22 protein-coding genes and 1 pseudogene are annotated in these 22,025 nt (G+C 43.1%); 8 read left to right on the top strand and 15 right to left on the bottom strand.

Annotation, left to right across the window (positions count from 1 at the left end; genetic code table 11):
* Positions 1–265 precede the first annotated feature (265 nt).
* Positions 266–1,342: a response regulator gene (locus AC4CV5_RS02605; RefSeq protein ID WP_166847407.1), complete on the bottom strand. Its 1,077-nt coding sequence runs from the start codon at positions 1,340–1,342 to the stop codon at positions 266–268.
* Positions 1,343–1,519: 177 nt separating this feature from the next.
* Here AC4CV5_RS02605 and AC4CV5_RS02600 point away from each other — a divergent pair.
* Positions 1,520–3,457, top strand: a pseudogene (locus AC4CV5_RS02600) (sensor histidine kinase); the annotation flags it as partial.
* 66 nt (positions 3,458–3,523) lie between these two features.
* Complete coding sequence (locus tag AC4CV5_RS02595; RefSeq protein WP_490922200.1) at positions 3,524–4,600, top strand: response regulator; 1,077 nt, start codon at positions 3,524–3,526, stop codon at positions 4,598–4,600.
* Between the two features lie 39 nt (positions 4,601–4,639).
* Here the strand turns inward: AC4CV5_RS02595 and mscL are convergent, their stop codons facing one another.
* Together mscL and fabZ are read right to left on the bottom strand one after the other, a co-directional pair.
* On the bottom strand, positions 4,640–5,032 hold the full coding sequence (mscL, locus tag AC4CV5_RS02590) for a large conductance mechanosensitive channel protein MscL (protein WP_166847401.1): 393 nt from the start codon (positions 5,030–5,032) through the stop codon (positions 4,640–4,642).
* Between the two features lie 73 nt (positions 5,033–5,105).
* The gene (gene fabZ / locus AC4CV5_RS02585) at positions 5,106–5,531 is read right to left on the bottom strand and encodes a 3-hydroxyacyl-ACP dehydratase FabZ (RefSeq protein ID WP_166847398.1); all 426 of its coding nucleotides are present in this window, start codon (positions 5,529–5,531) and stop codon (positions 5,106–5,108) included.
* A gap of 191 nt (positions 5,532–5,722) precedes the next feature.
* On the opposite strand from fabZ, the gene rapD reads away from it, so the two are divergent.
* Positions 5,723–6,787 (top strand): aspartate phosphatase RapD, encoded by a 1,065-nt coding sequence (gene rapD / locus AC4CV5_RS02580; protein ID WP_166847394.1) that lies wholly within the window; start codon positions 5,723–5,725, stop codon positions 6,785–6,787.
* Positions 6,788–6,807: 20 nt separating this feature from the next.
* Here the strand turns inward: rapD and flhP are convergent, their stop codons facing one another.
* The 5 genes from flhP to AC4CV5_RS02555 all read right to left on the bottom strand — a co-directional run bounded on the left by flhP (position 6,808) and on the right by AC4CV5_RS02555 (position 10,209).
* The gene (flhP, locus tag AC4CV5_RS02575) at positions 6,808–7,617 is read right to left on the bottom strand and encodes a flagellar hook-basal body complex protein FlhP (protein WP_166847391.1); all 810 of its coding nucleotides are present in this window, start codon (positions 7,615–7,617) and stop codon (positions 6,808–6,810) included.
* A gap of 32 nt (positions 7,618–7,649) precedes the next feature.
* Complete coding sequence (gene flhO, locus AC4CV5_RS02570) at positions 7,650–8,462, bottom strand: flagellar hook-basal body complex protein FlhO (RefSeq protein ID WP_222142185.1); 813 nt, start codon at positions 8,460–8,462, stop codon at positions 7,650–7,652.
* A gap of 160 nt (positions 8,463–8,622) precedes the next feature.
* Positions 8,623–9,624: a cell shape-determining protein Mbl gene (mbl, locus tag AC4CV5_RS02565; RefSeq protein WP_003227776.1), complete on the bottom strand. Its 1,002-nt coding sequence runs from the start codon at positions 9,622–9,624 to the stop codon at positions 8,623–8,625.
* A 178-nt stretch (positions 9,625–9,802) separates the two neighbouring features.
* Complete coding sequence (gene spoIIID, locus AC4CV5_RS02560) at positions 9,803–10,084, bottom strand: sporulation transcriptional regulator SpoIIID (RefSeq protein ID WP_003221804.1); 282 nt, start codon at positions 10,082–10,084, stop codon at positions 9,803–9,805.
* 14 nt (positions 10,085–10,098) lie between these two features.
* Positions 10,099–10,209: a protein usd gene (locus tag AC4CV5_RS02555; protein ID WP_087992655.1), complete on the bottom strand. Its 111-nt coding sequence runs from the start codon at positions 10,207–10,209 to the stop codon at positions 10,099–10,101.
* 224 nt (positions 10,210–10,433) lie between these two features.
* On the opposite strand from AC4CV5_RS02555, the gene AC4CV5_RS02550 reads away from it, so the two are divergent.
* Both AC4CV5_RS02550 and AC4CV5_RS02545 read left to right on the top strand, forming a co-directional pair.
* Positions 10,434–10,847 (top strand): MarR family winged helix-turn-helix transcriptional regulator, encoded by a 414-nt coding sequence (locus AC4CV5_RS02550; RefSeq protein ID WP_003235672.1) that lies wholly within the window; start codon positions 10,434–10,436, stop codon positions 10,845–10,847.
* A 21-nt stretch (positions 10,848–10,868) separates the two neighbouring features.
* Complete coding sequence (locus AC4CV5_RS02545) at positions 10,869–12,059, top strand: MFS transporter (protein WP_166847385.1); 1,191 nt, start codon at positions 10,869–10,871, stop codon at positions 12,057–12,059.
* Positions 12,060–12,149: 90 nt separating this feature from the next.
* Here the strand turns inward: AC4CV5_RS02545 and AC4CV5_RS02540 are convergent, their stop codons facing one another.
* The 5 genes from AC4CV5_RS02540 to AC4CV5_RS02520 form a co-directional block, all read right to left on the bottom strand.
* The gene (locus AC4CV5_RS02540; protein ID WP_490922038.1) at positions 12,150–13,556 is read right to left on the bottom strand and encodes a right-handed parallel beta-helix repeat-containing protein; all 1,407 of its coding nucleotides are present in this window, start codon (positions 13,554–13,556) and stop codon (positions 12,150–12,152) included.
* Between the two features lie 104 nt (positions 13,557–13,660).
* Positions 13,661–15,133 (bottom strand): allantoin permease, encoded by a 1,473-nt coding sequence (gene pucI / locus AC4CV5_RS02535; RefSeq protein WP_490922037.1) that lies wholly within the window; start codon positions 15,131–15,133, stop codon positions 13,661–13,663.
* A gap of 181 nt (positions 15,134–15,314) precedes the next feature.
* On the bottom strand, positions 15,315–16,673 hold the full coding sequence (locus tag AC4CV5_RS02530; RefSeq protein WP_490922036.1) for an MFS transporter: 1,359 nt from the start codon (positions 16,671–16,673) through the stop codon (positions 15,315–15,317).
* On the bottom strand, positions 16,673–17,242 hold the full coding sequence (locus AC4CV5_RS02525) for an isochorismatase family protein (RefSeq protein WP_490922035.1): 570 nt from the start codon (positions 17,240–17,242) through the stop codon (positions 16,673–16,675). Before AC4CV5_RS02525 ends, AC4CV5_RS02530 begins: the two co-directional genes overlap by 1 nt.
* 184 nt (positions 17,243–17,426) lie before the next feature.
* Entirely contained in the window at positions 17,427–17,888 is a 462-nt protein-coding gene (locus AC4CV5_RS02520; RefSeq protein WP_490922034.1) for a hypothetical protein, read from the bottom strand.
* A gap of 275 nt (positions 17,889–18,163) precedes the next feature.
* On the opposite strand from AC4CV5_RS02520, the gene amtB reads away from it, so the two are divergent.
* From amtB to AC4CV5_RS02505, 3 genes are all read left to right on the top strand, one after another.
* A complete protein-coding gene (amtB, locus tag AC4CV5_RS02515; RefSeq protein WP_003235687.1) occupies positions 18,164–19,378 on the top strand; it encodes an ammonium transporter AmtB in 1,215 nt (404 codons plus the stop codon).
* 11 nt (positions 19,379–19,389) lie between these two features.
* A complete protein-coding gene (locus AC4CV5_RS02510) occupies positions 19,390–19,740 on the top strand; it encodes a P-II family nitrogen regulator (protein WP_222142189.1) in 351 nt (116 codons plus the stop codon).
* 178 nt (positions 19,741–19,918) lie between these two features.
* The gene (locus AC4CV5_RS02505) at positions 19,919–20,500 is read left to right on the top strand and encodes an undecaprenyl-diphosphatase (RefSeq protein ID WP_490922033.1); all 582 of its coding nucleotides are present in this window, start codon (positions 19,919–19,921) and stop codon (positions 20,498–20,500) included.
* Positions 20,501–20,539: 39 nt separating this feature from the next.
* Here AC4CV5_RS02505 and AC4CV5_RS02500 read toward each other — a convergent pair whose 3' ends face one another.
* Positions 20,540–20,962, bottom strand: a complete 423-nt coding sequence (locus tag AC4CV5_RS02500) for a VanZ family protein (RefSeq protein WP_490922032.1) — start codon at positions 20,960–20,962, stop codon at positions 20,540–20,542.
* Positions 20,963–21,072: 110 nt separating this feature from the next.
* Complete coding sequence (gene spoIIQ, locus AC4CV5_RS02495; protein ID WP_166847364.1) at positions 21,073–21,945, bottom strand: stage II sporulation protein SpoIIQ; 873 nt, start codon at positions 21,943–21,945, stop codon at positions 21,073–21,075.
* Between the last annotated feature and the right edge of the window lie 80 nt (positions 21,946–22,025).

The raw sequence follows: 22,025 nt of genomic DNA, 5'->3' as shown, positions 1-22,025 counted from the left end.
CCATAAAATCATGTCTCATCCCCCAAAATGAACTGTTAATGCCGAATGAATGTAAAAACTAAGATTTGCCATCCGAACCAAACTACATTGTATGAAATGGAACTATACAGATTCTGTACAACTAAAAAATGAATGAATTGGAGATTTGAAGTTTCAAGCGGAGACATATGACGAGAGCCTTCTCTTTAAGTGGCTTGTACAAAAAAACCAGTGTGCATCGATAGGCAATCGACACACACTGGTTTGGATAAGTTTTTTTGCTTCTTCAATTAATCTGATCTTTCATTTGTTTGTAACGCTGATATTCTTTTATCGCCTCTTCTACCCTCCCGTTTTTGTTGAATAGCTGTAGCTTGTATTGCATAATTTTATGATCGCAAGGCTCAATTTTCTCGGCCTGCAGGCAAATATCCAACGCTTGGTGATCGTTCATTTCACGAATGAGGAAATCGATCAGTTCATAAGCCTTTCCAAGCCAAAGCTGGGCGAGACGTGTCTTTTCCGGTTCTGCCCACAAATAGCCATGCTCTAACAAGTAATGATTTTGATAGGCCATGAATATATCCATGTGCAGATGTAATGTAGCTGTGTTGAGCGGAGGAGCCTCTTTTAGTGACTTTTCCCATTCAGCAACATCGATTTTTGCGCCTGAAAGCCGAAGAATATATCCTGTATCGGTCTTCTCGATTGTTTGGCTGAAAGGAATCTGGCTGAGTAATTTCCGTATCTGATAAATGGTTGAGTAGAGCTGGGTGCTTGCTTTTGTTACATCATAATCGGCCCAAAAAAGATCGATTAGCATGTCTTTACTGACCACACGGCCTAGGTTGTGAAGTAAAAATGAGTATATTTCGCGTGCTTTCGACGTTCTCCACTTGACTGGAATGTTTGTTTTGACACCCTTTAAGGTTTGATAAAACTGCAGGTTTCCAGAACATTGGATGAAAAAATGCGCCTCGGTATTTTCTGCAGATGCTCTGAGCATGTTATTCGTTCTGATTCGTTCAACAGTTGTCTCGAGCCGCTTATAATTTACAGGCTTCAGCAAATAATCAATGGCATTCAGCTCAAACGCTTTGATAGCGAACTCATTATATGCCGTGATGAAAACGACTTGGATGTTTTCATTCATCGATTGAATCGCTTCAGCAAGCTCAATGCCGTTTACCCCCGGCATTTCAATATCAAGAAACACTGCATCTACAGCAGGAATCTCTGGATGTTCCAGGGCTTCAATCGGATCTTGATACGCCATAATAGATTGAAATGCTTTTGTCCGTTCAAGCATATTTTTAAAGTGAAGCAAGGCCAGGTGCTCATCATCAACAATTAACGCTTTCACAAAACATCACACCCTATATGAAAAATCGAGATAGTAAATAACTTCTATTATATCATGCCAAATTGTCCCTTTATCTGGATTCTTTTTCTTTCTATCTATAGTTTTTGAAAGTTTACACTTACAATATTTATAAAAAATAGAAATTTAGAATGATCCTATGGATAAAGGAGCACTGATATGAAAGAAAAACTCATTTTCGTTTCAATTATTTTCGGTTATGCCGCATTCTTTTTGGCTTTTATAGCCGTTGACCATTTTTCTGGATCAACACTTCCTGCAGCAAAGCGTGGAGTCATGGACTTGGAGAACTGGGATTTTCAGAAGGATGGGAATGTTCAACTGAACGGAACGTGGACATTATATCCAAATCAGATACTGTCGCCAGAAGAGATTGCTTCTGTGAAAGGAAAAGATTCCCTCTTCGTTGATGTCCCCAGCAATGTGAAGGTGGCCAAGCAAGGTATCAACGTGGATTACGGAACGTACAAGCTGACGATCAGATCAAAGCAAGGCAATCAGGTTTTCGGGATCAGCACGTCGTTTATTTACAGCGCAAATCGCATCTATTTTAACGGACAACTTATTGGACAAAGCGGCAGCCCTACAAATAAACCTGATTTTACAGCGCAAAATAGACCCTATACGAGCTTTTTTACGCTTCATAAGGGTGATAATGAACTTGTCGTACAATTTTCGAACTTCGAAAAAACGCCGGGGTGGGGAATCGCAAAGCCGATTACCTTTGGAACTCAGGACCAAATATTACGGGAAAACAAAATTTCCTTCCTGAATGATTCGGTCATGATTACGGCATTTTTCATTACAGGATTATATTTTCTGGGCTTTTTCCTGCAAAGAAAAAAGGATAAACATTTGTTGTTTTTTTCAGTTATGTGTCTCCTGTTTTCGTTCATTATTGTTATGATCGGAAAAGAGCGGATTATATTTCTCCTCTATCCGACAATTTCATTTTCATTGCTAAATTCAATGAGGGCAATCTCTACAGTGTTTGTCAGTATAGCGGTTTTTCTCTATCTCTATTTTGCTTATCGGAAGATTGTTTCAAAACGTTTTATTCTCATAGCCACTGTTTCTTCCGTGCTGGTCCTGATCACAGATTTTTCAACCGTGGGTTTTATCGGCCATGCTTCATACATATTACATTCTGTGCTAGCCGTTTCGACCCTGGTTTATATCACATATATTTTCACAATTGCCGCGATCCGCAAAATGGAAGGAAGCCTGTATCTTACAATCGCATCTATTTCAATGAGTGCTTTTGTTATTTTAACAACCATTTCAGCTTACAGTGGGAAGTCGGCTTTTTCCTTTAATTCGATCTACTCACTGCCAACAGTCATCGCTTTACTGGCGATCGTTCTTTTGATGGCACAGCAATTTGCCGGCGCTTTCCGCGAAAATGAAGTGCTGTCATGGAAATTGCTTCGAATTGACCGGCTAAAGGATGAGTTTATTGCCAAAACATCGCATGAATTCAAAACGCCGCTGAACAGCATTATTAATATATGCCAGACGCTGCTGGCCGGCAAAGGAAAAAGAACAATAGAACAAGAGAAAGAAAATATGCAGCTTGTCATCCGCATGGGCTACAGGCTTTCCAATCTCGTGAATGACATTCTGGATTTAGAAAAAATAAAGCAAGGCATGCTTCAGATTCACCCCGTTCCTGTTGATATTTACACTTTAATCTGTTCGGAAATGAATTTTTACAATCTCTTGTCCAGACATAAAAACTTGAACATTATGAACCATATTCCACCCGGCCTCCCTTTGGCACTCACAGATGAAAATCGCTTTCGGCAAATTGTAACCAATCTAGTAGACAATGCAATCAAGTATACAACGGAGGGCCAAATCACACTCTCTGCTTCAAAACTGAACGATAACATGATTAAGGTGACAGTAACGGATACCGGAAGCGGCATTTCCGAAGCCGATCGCCAAACCATCTTTGAATCTTTTCAGCAAGCAGAAACGAATAGAGACGACGGAGCCGGTCTTGGCCTAAGCATTGTCAAACAGCTGGTTCAGCTCCAAAACGGGGAAATTTGGGTTGAATCGGAAGAGGGAAAAGGTTCGGCATTCCATTTCACATTGCCAATTGCTCAAAATGAATCTGTGCCGGAAACAAAGAAGGGCCTTCCTGAATTACAATCCGGGATGGATATGTCAAATATCTCTTTAAGCACGCCTTATTACTCTGAGAAAATTGACGCGCCAACTATTCTGATTGTCGATGATAACATCGACAGTTTAAAAATTTTAGGCGATATGCTTGAAGGTGTGCCCTACAATGTAATCGCAGTGAAAAACGGAAAGGAAGCATTAAAAGTCATCTCTTGCACGAAGCTTGATTTGGTTATTTTGGACTTAATGATGCCGGATATGACTGGTTTCGAAGTCTGTACGAAAATTCGTGAACGATTCAGCATGGTTGATCTCCCCGTTCTGATGATTACAGCAGCCATTATCGGCCATGACAAATACAAGGCTTTTCATGCCGGAGCGAATGACATTTTGCAAAAACCTTATCATTACTCTGAATTTATGGCGCGTATCAAAAACCTGATTATGATGAAACATACAGCAAATCAAGCCACAAGAATGGAAATGGCGTTTCTCCAATCGCAAATCAAGCCTCATTTTCTTTACAATGTATTAAACACGATCATTTCTCTCAGTCATTTGGATATTGAAAAAGCGCGGGAGGTAACAGAGGAGTTTACCAACTATTTAAGAATGAGTTTTGATTTCCAAAATACATCTGCCATCAGTTCTTTCAAACATGAGCTTTCTATTATCAGGTCCTACCTTTCCATAGAAAAGACGCGCTTCGGCGATCGGCTTGAGGTTCTTTTCGATATAGACAAAGACATGGACTTTATCCTTCCGCCTTTAATGATTCAGCCCCTGGTGGAAAATGCCGTTCTTCATGGCGTCAGCAAGAAAAGAGGCGGAGGATGGATCAAGCTGACAGCTAAAAAACAAAGCGAGAAAGAGTATTACATCAAAGTAGAAGATAACGGTGCCGGCATGGCTCCGGAAAAACGAAAAGATCTCTTATCTTCGGATTTCGATCGCAGTGTCGGATTGAAAAATATCAACCAGCGGCTGAAACATTTTTGCGGAAGTGAATTGAAGATCAGCAGCACTCCGGATGCCGGCACCTCTGTTTCAATGCTCATTCATCTCGCTGAAACAACGGAAAGCCCCGCGGCATTAAGTGAAAGGAATTGAAAATAAAAAAAGGCCGCCGTTTCAAAACGGCAGTCTTTTTTATTCCGGCGACTTTGTCTGCTGCTTCAGCAGATCTCTGATTTCTTTCAGCAGCTCCTCTTGCGCATCCATCGCTTCCTCTGCCGCCTTTTCTTCTGCTTCTTTTTTGCGTCTCAATCCATTCAAAGTCCGAATGACAATAAAAATGGAGAACGATATAATTAAGAAGTTTACAATCGTCTGTATAAAGCTGCCGTACTTCACTACAGCATCGCCAAACGTAAACGACAGGCCTGAAAAATCAAGCCCTCCCAGCAGCAAGCCCACCAAAGGCATGATGATATCATTGACTAGAGATGTGACGATCTTTCCAAACGCGCCGCCTATTACAACACCAATCGCGAGGTCAACGATATTCCCGCGCATGGCAAAAGCCTTAAATTCATTCCACATACAATCACCTGCTTTTCTCATGTTTTGAAAGAAAAAAAGACAAATGTGCCGCTGCCCATCTGCCTTTTTTCATTTATTCCCCGAGGGCAAAAGTCAGTTCGACTTCGCAAGCGACTTCGCCATCAACTGTGGCAACGCCTTTTCCGCGCCCGATTGTGCCGCGCGCACGAGTGATTTCAACTTCAAGGTGAAGCTGATCACCAGGCTTGACTTGTTTTTTAAATCGGCAATTATCAATGCCCGCAAAGAACGCCAGTCTGCCGCGGTTTTCTTCTTTAATCAGCATCGCAACAGCACCGACTTGAGCAAGCGCTTCTACAATTAATACGCCGGGCATTACCGGATACTGAGGAAAATGTCCGTTAAAGAACTCCTCATTTGCGGTTACATTTTTATAGCCTTTAGCCCGTTTTCCCTCTTCAACTTCCGTAATCCGGTCTACAAGCAAAAACGGATAACGGTGAGGGATAATTTCTTTAATTTGCTGAGTATCAAGCATTCTCTTGACATCTCCTTCATCTGCATTAGTATGTATAGCAATCATCAAAGATCCAATCTGTACATTTGAAAAGTATATTATGAATTAATCTCTTTTTCAACCGCGCTAAAATGTAACCAACTGTCAATGAGAGCCGTCAAAAGTTATGATATGATAATTATAGATTTTACCAATAGCAAAGAGGTAGGAAAATGATTTCGAAGTTTATTGAAAAAAAGATGCAAAACATGTTAGACGAGTGGTATTCCTCAATGAGCAAACGCAAAATGAATCACGTTTGCACACTGAAAGAGAAAATTGACCAGCACCTTCCGAAGATCAAAAAGAACACAAAACTTTGGATGCGTTATCAATTGTTTCAAGCCCGCCATCAGCTGCTATTTGAAAACCAGAACGGACTTGATTCATTGTTCGATGATCTATACAGCCTGGAAGACAAAATGGATGACGAATTGAAATATTATCTGTATTTTTTCTCAGGATTATATGAAATGGTAAAAACAGCTCCGAAACATGCAGTGAATCATTTTAAAAAAGCTGAACAGTACCTGGCCGCCATTCAAAATACGTTTGAAGCCGCTGATTTATATTATCAAACCGCTGGCGCCTATTACTTAATGAAATCACCGCCGCTTTCCATCCAATACGTCAAAAAAGCATTACATATCTATCTACACCAATTCGGCTATATCAAAAAGGTGATCACCTGTAAGCTTTTGCTCGCCGTTAATTATATTGATCAAGAACGCTTTGAAAAAGCTGAACAGCTTTTCAAAGAAATCATTAGGAAAACCCAGCAATTACATGACGAAAACCTGCTATGCCACGCTTATTATAACCTTGGCTTTTTAAAAGCAACCGAAAAAAAAGACCAGGAAGCGCTTCTTTACTTTAAAAAAGTATTAAGGAATCAAGAGTTTGAAACGAATTCTCCCGTCTCGTACCTGCATTGTGTATACGAATCTGTCAGAGCGCTTTTTAAAACAGGGAAGGTTACGGAAGCCAAATCCGTCCTGCAAAAAGGGAAAGAATTATCTGAAAAGGTAGACATTCAAACCATTTATCTAAAATTAAAAACGCTCGAAGCACTCTATACATCAGTTGAAGACCCCTATGATCAGCTGCTTGAATATGTGCTTGAATTAGAAAAAATTGAAGCGTGGGTGGATTTGGAAGTGCTTTTAGAAGATATCACGGAATACTACAAAAAAAAGGACGATTTCGAAAAAGCCGCTTTTTTTATCATGCGCGGCTAATTGAAAACGCCCATTTCTAATTATCTGACTGAATTGATTATACCGAGCATTTGGTCTCCCATTGTAATCGTTCTGCTGTTCAGCTGATATGAACGCTGGGAGGTGATCAAATCTGTCATTTGTTCTGAAATATCGACATTAGACATCTCAAGCGAGCCCTGCTCCATGCCGATGTTTTGTCTATTAGCGCCATTCAGCTCTTCAAAAGCTGCCGCATTATCAATAGAGAAAAGGTTATTCCCTTCCGATTTCAGCTCTTGAGGGTTATTCACTTGGACAACTCCGAGATTAAACCGCTGGACCGCGTTTCCGTCAGATGCGGTTAACGTGCCGTTTTTATTGATGGTGATATTTTTCATTGAACTGTCGATGTTCACTGTATTGCCGTTTTCATCAAGCACCGGATTCCCATCTCCAGTAACGAGCTGAAGCTGGTTGGCATTCGCAGCTGAAGGTGTTACATACAGCGCTCCATCTCTCGTGTACTGGCGGTTTCCATTCACGTTAACCTGAAGATATTGGTATGGAGACGTAAACGCGATATCCAGATCGCGATCCGTCTTCTGAATGCTTCCTTGATCAGATACAAGGCGTGAATTCATCATCGCTCCGACGCCAAGGTGCAAGCCGGGCGGCGTTTTTCGGGCTTTTGCCACTTCCTCATTTTTTTCATCAACCTGATCGAATTGCTGTCTGACTAGCTCAGAAAAATTCGTATCTTTTGCCTTATAGCCGGTTGTATTGCTGTTTGATAGGTTGCTGCTGATTGTGTCAATCTGCTGCTGCAGCTGGTTTAAGGTTGTTGATGCCGTTAGCATTGACCTGAGCATAGTTGATGTCCCCCGTTTTTTCTTCCGTTATCTTAGATTTTTCCGATTTCATTGGCTGCTTTATCCATACTTTTATCATAAGCCTGAATAACCTTCTGATTGGCCTCAAACGATCTGTACGCTTCAGTCATTTCCGTATAGGCGCTTGTCACATCTACGTTTGAAAGCTCAGAGACGCCTTGTTTTAATGAATAGGATACCTGGTTATTACCGGCTGCGCTTGGCAGATCATTGCCGTCCGCCGTGCTGTACAGATCATTGCCGTCCCGTTTCAGATTGCGGACATCCTCCGCCATTCTGACATCAATCTGGCCGGCTGTCCGTCCGTTCGTTGTCACAGTACCGTTTTCAGACACAGAGAAACTTTCATTATCAACAGTGATCGGCTGGCCATCCGTTGATAAAATAGGGCGTCCGTTGATCGTCAGCTGATTATTCTCATTTAGTGAAAAAGTGCTGCTTTTTGAATAACGGATTCCATCCGCTGTCTGAACCGGGTAAAAAAGAGCCGCGTTTTCATTGGTTTCCGTATTAACCGGAACTTGATTTTCGACCAATGTGATGTCTGTAGGCTGATCTGTGGATTTCAGGCTTCCCTGTGTGAAAAGAGGCTTAAGCTCCTGCATATACACACCGGTATTTACGGAACCGATTTCCGTCCTTGATGTTCCGGCCGGAGATTTTGATTCTATTCTGCTGAGCAGCATCTCAGGGAACGCGCGCATAGAGCCTTGATCTGCTTTATATCCCGATGTATTTGCGTTTGCAATGTTATTTGAAAGCATTTCCGTTCTCCGCTGCTGGGCAATCATTGCGGATGTTGCTGTATATAATCCTTTTAACAAATTTCCCACCTCTAAAATGGCATTTTTTTCAGTTGTCATATAGGAACGTTCGTTCTATAATAAAAATCAGTATTTTATCCTATTATCGTCATATCTCATCCATTCGTGAAGACTTTTTCATAAAAAAACCCCATTCTTTTTCAGAATGAGGTTTGTGAAATCAGCTTAGTTTGCGTTTAGGAAGCTTGTCCATATTATCAAGCATGACACCTGTGCCGATGGCTACGCAATCCATAGGATTTTCAGCGACGAGCACCGGTACCTTCAGCTCTTCAGCAAGCAGCTGGTCGAGGCCGTTTAAGAGCGCGCCTCCGCCGGTAATAATAACGCCGCGGTCAATAATATCAGCAGAAAGTTCAGGCGGTGTTCTTTCAAGCACTTGTTTCGCAGCCTGCACAATAACAGCGACAGATTCACGAAGGGCTTCTTCAACTTCTTTACTGTTTACTGTAATTGTTCTTGGAAGACCGGAAACCATGTCCCGTCCGCGAATGGAAATTTCTTCGTGACGTGCGTCTGGGAAAACCGTTGCGACTTTAATCTTAATATCTTCTGCAGTACGTTCGCCAATCAGCAGCTTGTACTCGCGTTTGATGTAATTTAAGATTTCCATGTCAAACTTGTCCCCAGCCATTTTAATAGAAGAGGAGGTGACAATATCGCCCATTGAAATAACCGCGATATCCGTCGTCCCGCCTCCGATGTCTACAACCATGTTACCGCTTGGCTGGAATATTTCCATACCCGCGCCGATAGCGGCAACTTTAGGTTCTTCTTCCAGGTACACATGTTTACCGCCGCTTTTTTCTGCGGCTTCTTTGATTGCTTTTTGCTCAACTGATGTAATATTCGTCGGGCAGCAAATGAGCATGCGCGGTTTTGAGAACAAGCCTTTTACATTCAGCTTGTTAATAAAATGTTTCAGCATTGCTTCTGTTACTTCAAAGTCAGCAATAACTCCGTCTTTCAGCGGGCGAATCGCAACAATATTCCCAGGTGTACGTCCAACCATTCGTCTTGCCTCTTCGCCAACCGCCAGCACTTTGCCGCTGTTTTTATCAAGTGCAACTACGGAAGGTTCATTCAGAACTATTCCTTTACCTTTAACATGGATCAGTACATTTGCAGTACCGAGGTCAATACCAATATCCCTTGCAAACATCTATTTATATCCTCCTTGAAAATCTGTTTCACAGTAAATATCCACATTGTGCCCTAATTATATATATTATCATAAAATATAGAAAAAAAGTTGGAAGCGCATTAAGTTCATTACAATTTTTTGCGGATGTTTTATGAACGATTTCAAGAAGACAATGCCAACTGATAACAACTGGTAATTACGATTGCTGAACAGGCTCTCCTTCGAGAATTTCATCTTTTTTATATTTGAGTTTTGTCGCTTCTCCTCCTCTTAAATGCCTGATGGATTTATGATAATCGAGTATTTCTTTCACTTCGTTTGCCAGGTCAGGATTAATTTCAGGCAGACGCTCTGTTAAATCCTTGTGTACTGTACTTTTGGAAACACCAAATTCCTTCGCAATGACACGAACGGTTTTCTTTGTCTCCACGATGTACTTCCCTATCTTGATTGTTCGCTCTTTGATGTAATCGTGCACACCACTCGACCTCCCTAAAATGGATGTGAGAAGTGTGAAATGAGATCCGTATTCTGTAAAGAGTCGTTCAGTATGCCGCTTCTTCGTTGTATGGTTTTAAAAGTAAGTTTGTGAAATATGCCCACGATCCCTCACCTCAAACACTCTCTTTGTTAGGTTTGTAACAGTGTATTAGCATTCTTTTGGGAATATGCTAAAAACTCAATAAGGACAAGGGGTGAAACGAACTTTTTCAGCTTTAGCTAACTATTTCGCGTCACTAAATTTTTATCTTTACATCCATTCACCGCTCCTGTAAAATGAAAAAAGCAATTAGTTACTTAGGTAAGTTTTTTAGAAGGAGACCGAAATGACCTACGTCAACAGACACCTCATTCATCAAATCAACCAAAGCGCCCGCCTGATTGCCAAGAAAGCCAATGAACAGCTGGAGCCATTCGGCCTTTATTCATCTCAATGGTCAGTTTTATATTGTTTGCGTACGATCGGACCAATGACTCAAAAAGAGATTTGGTCCTATTTAAATGTGGAAGCGCCAACTGTGACAAGGACGATCAAACGCCTGGAGGAAAACGGCTGGGTACAGAGACGGCAAGGTGAAGACAAACGGGAAAAACTTGTTGTCCTCACAAAAGAAGCCGAGAAAAAATACGAAGAAATCAATGTGAAAATGCTCAAATTCGAGGAAGAGCTGCTTGCAGATTTCCGGGATGAAGATAAAGAAGCTTTTTCTCATTTATTCCGCATGTTTTTACAACAATGAAAATAAGGAAGTGACATACATTTGAAAAAAGCGGATGCAATTTGGACCAAAGATTTTATTATGGTCCTGCTTGTCAATTTATTTGTGTTTGTGTTCTTTTATACATTTTTAACTGTATTGCCGATCTATACGCTTCAAGAGCTTGGCGGCACAGAATCACAAGGCGGGCTTTTAATCAGCCTGTTCCTTCTGTCAGCGATTATTACTCGGCCATTCTCCGGAGCCATTATTGAGCGTTTCGGGAAGAAAAGAATGGCGATTGTATCGATGGCGTTATTCGCCCTATCATCTTTTCTGTATATGCCGATTCATAACTTTTCCCTGCTGCTCGGATTGCGGTTCTTCCAAGGGATTTGGTTCAGCATTTTAACGACAGTTACAGGTGCCATTGCCGCTGATATTATTCCAGCCAAACGGCGCGGTGAAGGGCTTGGATACTTTGCTATGTCTATGAACCTGGCTATGGCGATCGGGCCTTTCCTTGGTCTGAATTTGATGAGAGTGGTCAGCTTCCCTGTATTCTTTACAGCCTTTGCCCTGTTTATGGTTGCGGGCTTACTTGTTTCGTTCTTGATAAAAGTGCCGCAAAGTAAAGATAGCGGCACGACTGTATTCCGTTTTGCGTTCTCGGATATGTTTGAAAAAGGCGCACTCAAAATTGCTACGGTCGGTTTGTTTATTTCTTTCTGTTATTCAACCGTTACATCATATCTGTCTGTATTCGCCAAATCAGTTGATCTTTCGGATATCAGCGGCTATTTCTTTGTTTGCTTTGCGGTGACAATGATGATTGCACGCCCGTTCACAGGGAAATTGTTCGACAAAGTCGGACCGGGCATTGTCATTTACCCATCAATCCTGATTTTCTCTGTGGGACTCTGTATGCTGTCCTTCACACATAGCGGCTTGATGCTTCTGCTTTCAGGAGCGGTTATCGGGCTTGGATACGGATCAATCGTTCCTTGCATGCAAACATTGGCGATCCAGAAATCTCCGGCTCACCGCTCAGGTTTTGCAACAGCCACGTTCTTTACCTTCTTTGACAGCGGAATTGCTGTAGGGTCGTATGTATTCGGATTGTTTGTAGCATCTGCCGGCTTCTCTGCCATTTATTTATCAGCGGGGCTGTTCGTTCTGATTGCTCTGCTTCTCTACACATGGAGCCAGAAAAAACCTGCTGAGGCTGAAGGAAAAGTGTCTATCGCAGAATAACTCCTAGACTGCCGCATTTCCGGCAGTCTTTTTTTATATAAAAAACGGCGTCCTGCTCCGTTGATCGGAAGAGAACGCCGCTTATGGCTATTATTCAATGACCGGCCGTGCAGGCGAATCCGGATCTAACGTAAAGTCATAGGACTCTTCATCACGATACATCGGATCGGCATAAATAGATTGCGGATCGTTATTTGTTGCTTTTCGATACGACGAAAATGAATCGTATTCATTCTTTTTCCACATCCATATGCCGCCTTGATCCGCTTCCTTATGATACACGTTATGATTGACCGTATTGCCTTCATTTGCAGTAAAATCGTTTCCGATAAATAATCTGGAATCACTGGCCGTCAAAATATTCTTTTCAATTGTGTTGTTTTTCGTATCGTACTGCAGCAGCAGCTGTCCGCCATACAGCCCCTTTGTGTCATTCCGGTATATAATGTTGCGGGCAATCAGAGAATTGCTGGTGCCGCCCCGCTTTTTGTCGTATCCTCCGATTGATATACCGGTGTAAGCATTGTTGTATACTTTGTTGTCTGTTATCTGAATATCAGTTGCATATTTCCCTTTGTGTTCAGACGTTGCTTCAATCCCAATATCATTATCGTAAACTGTATTTTTCTTAATCTCGATGCTGTGTCCGCCATCGACATAAATCCCGCCCGCTGAGTAATCATCTCCATAAGCAGGGTTTCCGAAAGTTGAGTTTTGATAAACCGTATTGTTTTCTACGACTCCGTTTCGCACGTAATCATTTTTGTCCGCGGTTCCCTCATAACCGATTAGATCGATCCCGATATTGTTATTGTTGCGGACCACATTGCCCGCAATGGTGAAGCCGTCAATATTTCCGTTCAGCACAACCGCCTCACTCGCTCCAAGCGTCAGATTCTCAACCGTATTGTCCTCGATTTGAATATCTTTCATGCTGCCAGTCCCATAGACTGCGATTCCGTGGGCATTTCCTTTATCTGCTGTTGTCTTAATATCGCGGATATGATTATTCTTAATGCCAATATGACTGCTGGAGCCTGACACATAAATCCCCATAGCAGTTGCTTCCTCAGATGAAACAGAAAGATCTTGAATCGTTAAACCGCTGATGGCAATGTCGTGTTTATCGTGAATATGAATGAGCGGTGTTTCATATTCTGCGCCCGCAATGGATTCGCCGCTAATCACGACTTTTTCATTTTCATAGTTTCGGAATGTGATAGGCTTGCCGTCCGCACCGCTGTGCTCTACAACAAGTGTTTCATGATACGTGCCTTCCCGAATCATGACAGTTGTGCCGGCGGCAGCCTCCTCTGAAGCATGTGCCAGTGTGCGAAACGGCTTGTCTTTTGTCCCTTCATTTTGATCACTGCCATATGGCGAAACATATAGGTAATCTCCAGCCCCTTCCTCATTCGCTTTTGTCTTATCAAAAACGAAAGCGAGGATAACAGACGTTAAAACACCTGCCAACAGAAGAAAGTACAATTTTCTCATATTCGATTCCCATTTCGTTTTAGGATAGATTTCTAAAACAATTATAAATGTTCTATTTATGGAAAACCATTTCAAAAATATGAAAATATACCGTGAAATAGATCTTATTCAGCTTGGCGAACCTGCCCAGATTCAAACGTTTCAATCGCCGATGATGCCGGCGGATGCACACGCATCAGAACAATATAGAAAAGAAATGAAATCAGCACACCTACAAACCAGGAAATATCGTACAAGCCCTTCAATGCAGGAACATACATGCCAATCAGCGAGATGAACGCACCCAAAATCGTGGCTGCGAACGCACGGTAATTATAGCCATTACAATACACATACCGCCCTGTTTCGGAATACAAGTCATCTATCGAGAGCTCACGTTTGCGAATGATAAAGTAATCAGCCATCATCACGCCTGCCACCGGACCAAGCATGCCGCCTATTAAGCCGAGAAACGCATATACGCTTGTCGCACTCTCCATCAGCTTCCACGGAACCGTAAATAAAGCGAGCAACGCAGTGATAAAGCTGCCGCGTTTGAAATTAATATATTTCGGCAGGGCATTCGCTATATCATAAGCGGGTGATACGATGTTCGCCGCGACATTTACAGAGATCGTGGCGATGCAGAGCGTAATCACGGACAATACAATAACGTATGGGTTATCAAACCTCGCCAAAATATCGACAACATCCCAAATCGGTTCTCCGAACGCGACCTGCGAGCCGGAGGTCACCGTAATACTGGCGAACGCGAACAGCGCGAATGTTCCCGGCAAACCGTAAAATTGCCCTTTGATTTGCTCCTTTTGTGTTTCAGCAAACCGTGTGAAATCAGGTATATTTAAGATTAATGTCGCCCAGATGCCAATGATGCCCGTAACTCCGGCAGCAAACGGCCAGAACGTTTCTGAAAACGTATGGAACTTTCCTGACTGAGAATAGATCGGCCCCAATCCCCCGGCAATATCAACGGCCCACCACACCATGCCGCCAAATACCAGATACACTAAAGGACCTGCCCATACCTCAAAGCGTTTAATCGATTCCATGCCGTGATGCAATACGAGTAAATGAATAGCCCAAAAGAATACAAAAGAAAGCAAACCAGACAAGTGAATGCCGAGGATGTTCCACTCACCGCCAATTCCCCCCCAGCCCGGCCACATATTCAAAAGCAAAATGTTCAGCGCCGTGCTTCCTGCAAAGGTCTGAATGCCAAGCCACATGATTGCTGTAAACGCCCTTAGAAGCGCGGGGATATTCGCGCCGTATATTCCGTAAGAAGCACGGATGATCACTGGAAACGGCAGCCCGTATTTTGTCCCCGCATGGCCGTTTAAGGCCAGAGCGCCAAACAAGATAAGCGATGCCGTAATAATGATCGCCAGCACCTGCCAAGGAGAAAGTCCGATCGCAATTAATCCGCCCACCGTTGCGTAAGTCGGTATATTATGTATACATCCCATCCAAATGGAGGCAAAGTTCATTGCTTTCCATGTCCGTTTCTCCTGTCCTAACGGCAGCAGATCTTCATTGCTCAGTCTGTTGGATTGATGCTGGCTCTCTTTTAATTTCATAGCCGGCTCCCCTTTCAATATTGTCTGTTTTTCCGTCATATGTTCAGTTTTCTGACATTTGATGTCACTTAATATAACTGAAAAATCAGACAATAACATTGGCTATGTTATACAATTTTGCTATTTCTATTTGAACACCCTAAACAAGAAAAAGAGACAGACTCAGCGCCTGCCTCTTTTCTCATGATGCAGTTTTCATTAATGTAGCAAATCTCACAGCCATTAACAGGCTTGCTCCGCCCGCTATGATCATGATGATTCCCATCATATCAAAATGAGCTGCCGTGATTTCTTTTCCAAAAAGAAGACCAAGGATCACCGAAGACAAAATCGATCCTAAGTAACGGCAGGTTTGAAACAGACCCGAAGTCGTTCCTACCATGTTGGAAGGGCTCGTTTTCAGCATCGCTGCCTGCAGCGCGACATTTCCAAGTCCGTAGCCTATACCCAAGATTGACAGGATAAAGCCTTTCCCGATAACCTGTGCGTTGATAAAAAAGATGGTTAGGAGCACGGCTCCAGCCGTCATCAGAAGCGCACCTGCAAAGATCGGCTTGACGACGCCTGATCGGTCGATCCATTTGCCCGTAATAGGTGACACTACGATGCTCATTCCAGACATAAACAACATAAACAGACCGCTCGTTTGAACAGAGAGATGCATTTCATCCTGAAAATAACTCGGCAGCCCAAAAAATAAACAATAGAAGAAAACATTCAGTAAAATAAACTGAACATAAACGGCTGACAGGTTTCGTTGTGTTTTAAACAGACGGACATCAATGAATGGCTTATCTGTTTTCAGCTCATGCCAGACAAATCCTCCGAGCAGTAGCACGCCAAGCACACCTTCAACCGGATGTGGCGACGTGCTAAACGAAAGGAGAAAAGATAGAAGCAAAATGATTCCTCCGGCAAATAAAACAATGCCAAGAATGTCGAGCTGCCGAATGATCGTTTTGACTCCTGCCCCTTTTTCCTGGTCTTTCGGGAACATATACATGCCCAATAAGAAGCTGAGGATAATAAACGGCAAATTGACGATAAAGATCGCCGGCCATCCGCCCCACACAATCAAAAAACCGCCGACAGTCGGTCCGAGCGCCGTCATGGCAGACGCAAAAATAGAGAGCACAGCCAAGGCTGATGCCTGCCGCTCATGAATATGACTCCGAATCAGCCCGACTCCCGATGGATAAATCGCACTGCTCCCTACCGATTGAAACAGCCTCATGACCAATAATGTCATAAACGTTGGCGCAAACGGTGCCCCGATGGCAGAAACCGCAACAAGAATGAGCCCGAATAAAAACAAGCGTTTCCGCCCGATCAAATCACCGAGTTTTCCCGTAACGGGCTGAGCCACGGCACTCGCCAGATAAAACGAGGAAATCAACCAGGAAACCGTTGTAAACGACAGGTGAAATTCATGCTGAATACTATGGAGCGCAAGAGAAATCATAGACGAGTTCAGCGGATTCAGCATCGTCCCTGAAGCCACCGCTGTTAAAAAAACAGCACGGCTTTTTTTCGATATCATCATTTCACTTGTCTAAGAAATTCTTCCGTTGTCCGCGATTTACCGATTCTCGGGAAAATAAATCGCAGTGTGGCTTCATGCTCTTCCTCGCTGAACGTGGACATGGCATCTGTAATAAAAATCTGCTGATAGCCAAGCTGGAATGCCTCGCGCGCTGTGCTTTCCACCCCAATATTCGTCGCGATGCCGCACAATACAATCATGTCAATGCCGCGGCGTCTCAGCTGCAAATCTAAATCCGTTCCGAAAAAAGCACCCCACTGCCGTTTTGTCACAGTATAATCTCCATCCTGCACTCCGATTTCCGGCACAAATTCAGCCCAGTCCGCCGGCATTTCTCCTGAACCTCCCTGCGCAGGCTCATCTGTTTGCGGCTTCAGCGCATCCGCTCCGTCATGGAAGGCTACATTCACAAAGCTGATAAACCCGTTATGTTTCCGAAATTCATCTACGAGTTTTTTCGCATTTGGGACAACCTGTCCGCTTTGATCAATCGGCACAATTCCCTTCTGTAAATCAATGATAACCAATGCTGTTTTTTGAAAATCAAAGTTGAGTGTATTCATCATACGTCTCCTCCTGATGCTGTTAGTGTTTCTCCCATTGCATATTTTACTCTTCACTCTGCTTAAGTTCTTTTATTTAGCTTGTGAAACTCTCAGAAGGAGCGCTTTTCTCATGACTTTTCTTTTATGTAATAGTAACAGGTCGTGCATACGAACAGACCGGCAAGCACTGTAATCATAAGGGGTGTCATCGCTTCATCACCTGCCCGCCGTTTAACGGCTCCTGTCTGAAAATGCCCATGAATTTGCGGCGATCCACCCAAAGAAGGATGAGACACATGACCATTAATATCGTGCTAAGATCCTGCACGCCAATATTAAAACAATAGTTAATCAAGACGATGTTCACAATAATCGGCATAAAAACAACTGCCCCTAATGCAGATGTTCGCGGAATCAGTAATAAGACAGCTGCAAGGATTTCACCGAAACCTATAAACAGTTCATAAACATGAGAATAACCGAAAAATGTCCACGCAATGGTAAACCCCTTCCCAGCAGCTGCCTCGATTTCAGGCGTCACCTCGCCAAACTGGCCTATCACCACTTTCGCCAGGCCGTACACGAAAAAATTAAAGGCTAAAAACAATCGGAACGTCGCCGGAATCGATTTACTTACCGCTCTCCTCAGCCTGCCCCCTTTATTCATAACGAATCTCCCCTTAGTGTATTATTCGAGTTAGTACACTTAATACAGTATAAAACATTCTAATAAATGTAAATCCTCATTTCTGCTCATACGGACAGCTCATTTTATAGATATAAAGTCTCGTATCGTAAAAACGCCATTTTCCATTCATTACATCCCTCGATATCATTCCCTAAAAAACCATGTGAGGAAATCTCACACGAGAATGTTTTAGCATTCTTTTTTCTCTATAATGAAGAAATATAATAATTCTGAAAGATACGGAGGAATGAGACATGCAAATGGGCGATACAGTTTTTATGTTCTTTTGCGCTTTACTCGTGTGGCTGATGACCCCGGGATTAGCGTTGTTTTATGGAGGGATGGTAAAAAGCAAAAATGTGCTGAGCACTGCAATGCACAGTTTCTCTTCCATTGCCATCGTTTCCATCGTTTGGGTGCTGTTCGGATACACACTTGCCTTCGCACCAGGCAATTCAATTATTGGCGGATTGGAGTGGGCTGGTCTGAAAGGGGTCGGATTTGATCCCGGAGATTACAGCGATACCATTCCCCACTCATTATTTATGATGTTCCAAATGACGTTCGCCGTTCTGACTACAGCCATTATCTCCGGGGCTTTCGCAGAGCGGATGCGATTCGGCGCTTTTCTTTTATTCTCGGTTTTATGGGCTTCTTTGGTTTACACGCCAGTTGCGCACTGGGTATGGGGCGGCGGCTGGATCGGCCAGCTTGGCGCGCTTGATTTCGCCGGCGGCAACGTCGTTCATATTTCCTCCGGTGTGGCCGGCCTTGTTCTCGCTATTGTGCTCGGCAAACGGAAAGACGGCACAGCATCTTCTCCGCACAACCTCATTTACACCTTCTTAGGAGGGGCTTTGATTTGGTTCGGCTGGTTCGGTTTTAACGTCGGCAGCGCCCTGACCTTAGATGGTGTGGCCATGTACGCCTTCATCAACACAAACACTGCCGCAGCAGCCGGGATTGCCGGCTGGATCTTGGTAGAATGGATCATTAACAAAAAACCGACGATGCTCGGAGCGGTATCTGGCGCAATCGCCGGGCTTGTGGCGATTACGCCGGCTGCCGGATTTGTCACACCGTTCTCTTCCATTATTATTGGCATCATTGGCGGAGCGGTTTGTTTCTGGGGCGTATTCTCGCTTAAAAAGAAATTCGGATACGATGATGCGCTCGATGCCTTTGGCCTGCACGGCATCGGCGGCACTTGGGGCGGAATCGCAACAGGATTATTCGCGACAACCTCTGTTAATTCAGCGGGTGCGGACGGCTTATTCTACGGGGATGCAAGCTTAATCTGGAAACAAATTGTAGCCATTGCCGCCACTTATGTTTTTGTATTTATTGTCACTTTCGTTATTATTAAAATTGTAGGCCTCTTCCTTCCCCTTCGCGCAACCGAAGAAGAAGAATCACTTGGGCTTGACTTAACAATGCACGGGGAAAAAGCATATCAAGATTCTATGTGAGGAGTGACGCTATGAGCGGTCAAATGTTCAAGGTGGAAATTGTAACGCGTCCGGCAAATTTTGAAAAGCTGAAGCAGGAACTCGGAAAAATCGGAGTCACCTCTCTGACCTTCTCTAATGTTCACGGCTGCGGCCTTCAAAAAGCACACACGGAGCTTTATCGAGGGGTAAAAATAGAAAGCAATGTATATGAACGTTTAAAAATTGAAATCGTGGTCAGCAAGGTTCCTGTTGATCAAGTGACTGAGACCGCTAAAAGGATTCTGAAAACGGGATCACCGGGTGACGGTAAAATATTCGTCTATGAAATCAGCAATACAATTAATATCCGCACCGGCGAGGAAGGACCTGAAGCACTGTAATTGCCTTGAAGAGATTCGGAATCCGGATCTCTTTTTTTGCGCATAGAAAAAACCCCCAGAAACACTGTTCCCCCTTCGAATTCTCTTCAAGCGTCAAGCATTTTGGCAAACTCTTTTTTGATTTGAAACTTTTTATGAGTATAATGAGTCTATTATTAAAAATGTAAAAGGTGATTATTTGAATTACGAAATTTTTAAAGCCATCCATGGACTATCTCATCACAATTCGATTCTCGATTCTATTATGGTCTTCATAACGGAATATGCCATTATCGCCTATGCCCTTATCCTATTGGCAATCTGGCTGTTCGGGAACACGCAAAGCAGAAAAAATGTGCTTTATGCGGGCCTTACAGGAATTGCGGGTCTTGTGATCAACTTTTTGATTACGCAAGTTTATTTCGAACCGCGCCCGTTCGTTACGCACACAGTGCATACGCTGATTCCGCATGATGCGGATGCTTCATTTCCAAGCGACCATACTACAGGTGCGTTAGCGATTTCTATTGCGATGCTCTTCAGAAACCGCAAAATCGGCTGGCCGCTTGTCATTTTCGGGCTTTTGACTGGCTTTTCGAGAATTTGGGTGGGGCATCACTATCCCGTAGATGTATTGGGCAGCCTCGTTGTCTCCATCATTATCGGGTTCCTATTCTTTAGATTTTCAGATCTGCTTCGCCCATTCGTCGATTTGATTGTGAGAATCTATGAAGTCATCATCAGTAAACTGACAAAAAAACCAACCGATCAAAATTTCTAGAAAGACATAAGCCGGCGTCTGAATCCAAGACAGCCGGCTTTAATATTTTTCGTACATCTCATGTTTTCTCCGCTTCGCCAACATATATAAACCACAAAACAATACAATTCCAACAGTATCGATGAGCACATCCCGAATACATCCGTTCCTGCTGAAGAAGAGCTGAAGAACTTCTGTGATAAAAGCAAACGCGAATGAGCCGGCTGCAGCTGTTTTTATGCTGCCCCGCTGTTTCCACAGCAAATATGTCAGCACAAAGAAGGAAAACGCATGCCCGATTTTTTGAATAAGCGCTACAGGTACAGCAAGCTCAGTAAAATCCATGTCTAAAAACTGAGACAGATCAGGGCGCGGCTGAAAATGAAAAGCCACCGTTTGCGATACGACCATGCCGCTGAAGCTTTCCGTACAAACTGAGAGCAGAATAAAAAAGATCCAGCCCGCGAGCAATAGACGGTTCATGACATAACCTCCTTTATAGCGAACGTGCCTATGTGTAACTACATAGACGGTGAAACAAAGCAAAAAGTAACAGAAAAAAACGCCCATCACACGGATAGACGTTTTCTTCATTAAGACTGTTCAGTGTCTTCTGTTGTGCTGCTTTCTTTAGAACCAGATTTGTCAGTTGAATCATCCGTTTTCTCACCGGATTTTTCTTCTGTTCCTTTTTCAGTTGATCCATCCTTTTTCTCGGAAGATTGCTGAATGGATTCTTCTGTTTCTTCAGTGGCAGCTTTTTCTTCAGCAGCTGCTGCTTTTTCAATAGAAGAAACCGGCTTGTCCATAAAGTTCAGCGGGTTCATTGCGACTCCGTCTTTACGGATTTCAAAATGCACGTGGTTTCCGCTGTCTTCGCTGTAAAGGTTCTTGCCAGACTTTCCGATCACTTGGTTTTGTTTTACCTTGTCACCTTGCTCAACACTTGCTTCAGAAAGAGATTGATACACAGTCGATAATCCGTCGGCATGCTCAACTTCCACAACATATCCCAGCACTGGATCTTTTTCAGCTTTTACAACCGTACCGCTTAGAGAAGCAGAAACATCGAAATCTTTTCCGTCTTTCTCAGCTAAGTCAATTCCTTTGCTTAGGCTGTACGTGTTATTATAGGTAACGAGTGCTGCTTCTTTCTCTTCTTTTGCGGCATCGGTTTCATAGAACTTTTTCACAACAGAAACGTTTTCAGAATCAACAACCGGCATTGCGACATTTTCCATTGACTTTCCTACTTCAACTGCATCGTCGTTGTTGTCATATGCGGAGTTTCCGCCGTTATCAGCCAACTGATCCTTTACATCATCATTTGAAACAGATTGATACCAAAGGACAGCTGTTAAAATGACGGCCGCACTGACTAAGTAAATTGCAGGGAACACCCAGCGTTTACGAAAAAACTGCTGAAGTTTTTTGACTTGAGAAGTTTTCTTTTCTTCCTCTCTCATTGTTTATCACCTCAGCAACATTCTGAACACTTTTCTGAAAATATATACACCTATCCAAAAAACTTTTTTTAGATGTAGTT

The organism is Bacillus sp. NS1 (genome assembly GCF_058248265.1).
Note: the sequence above shows the minus strand (reverse complement) of the source record. Positions and strands in the feature narration are given on the sequence as shown.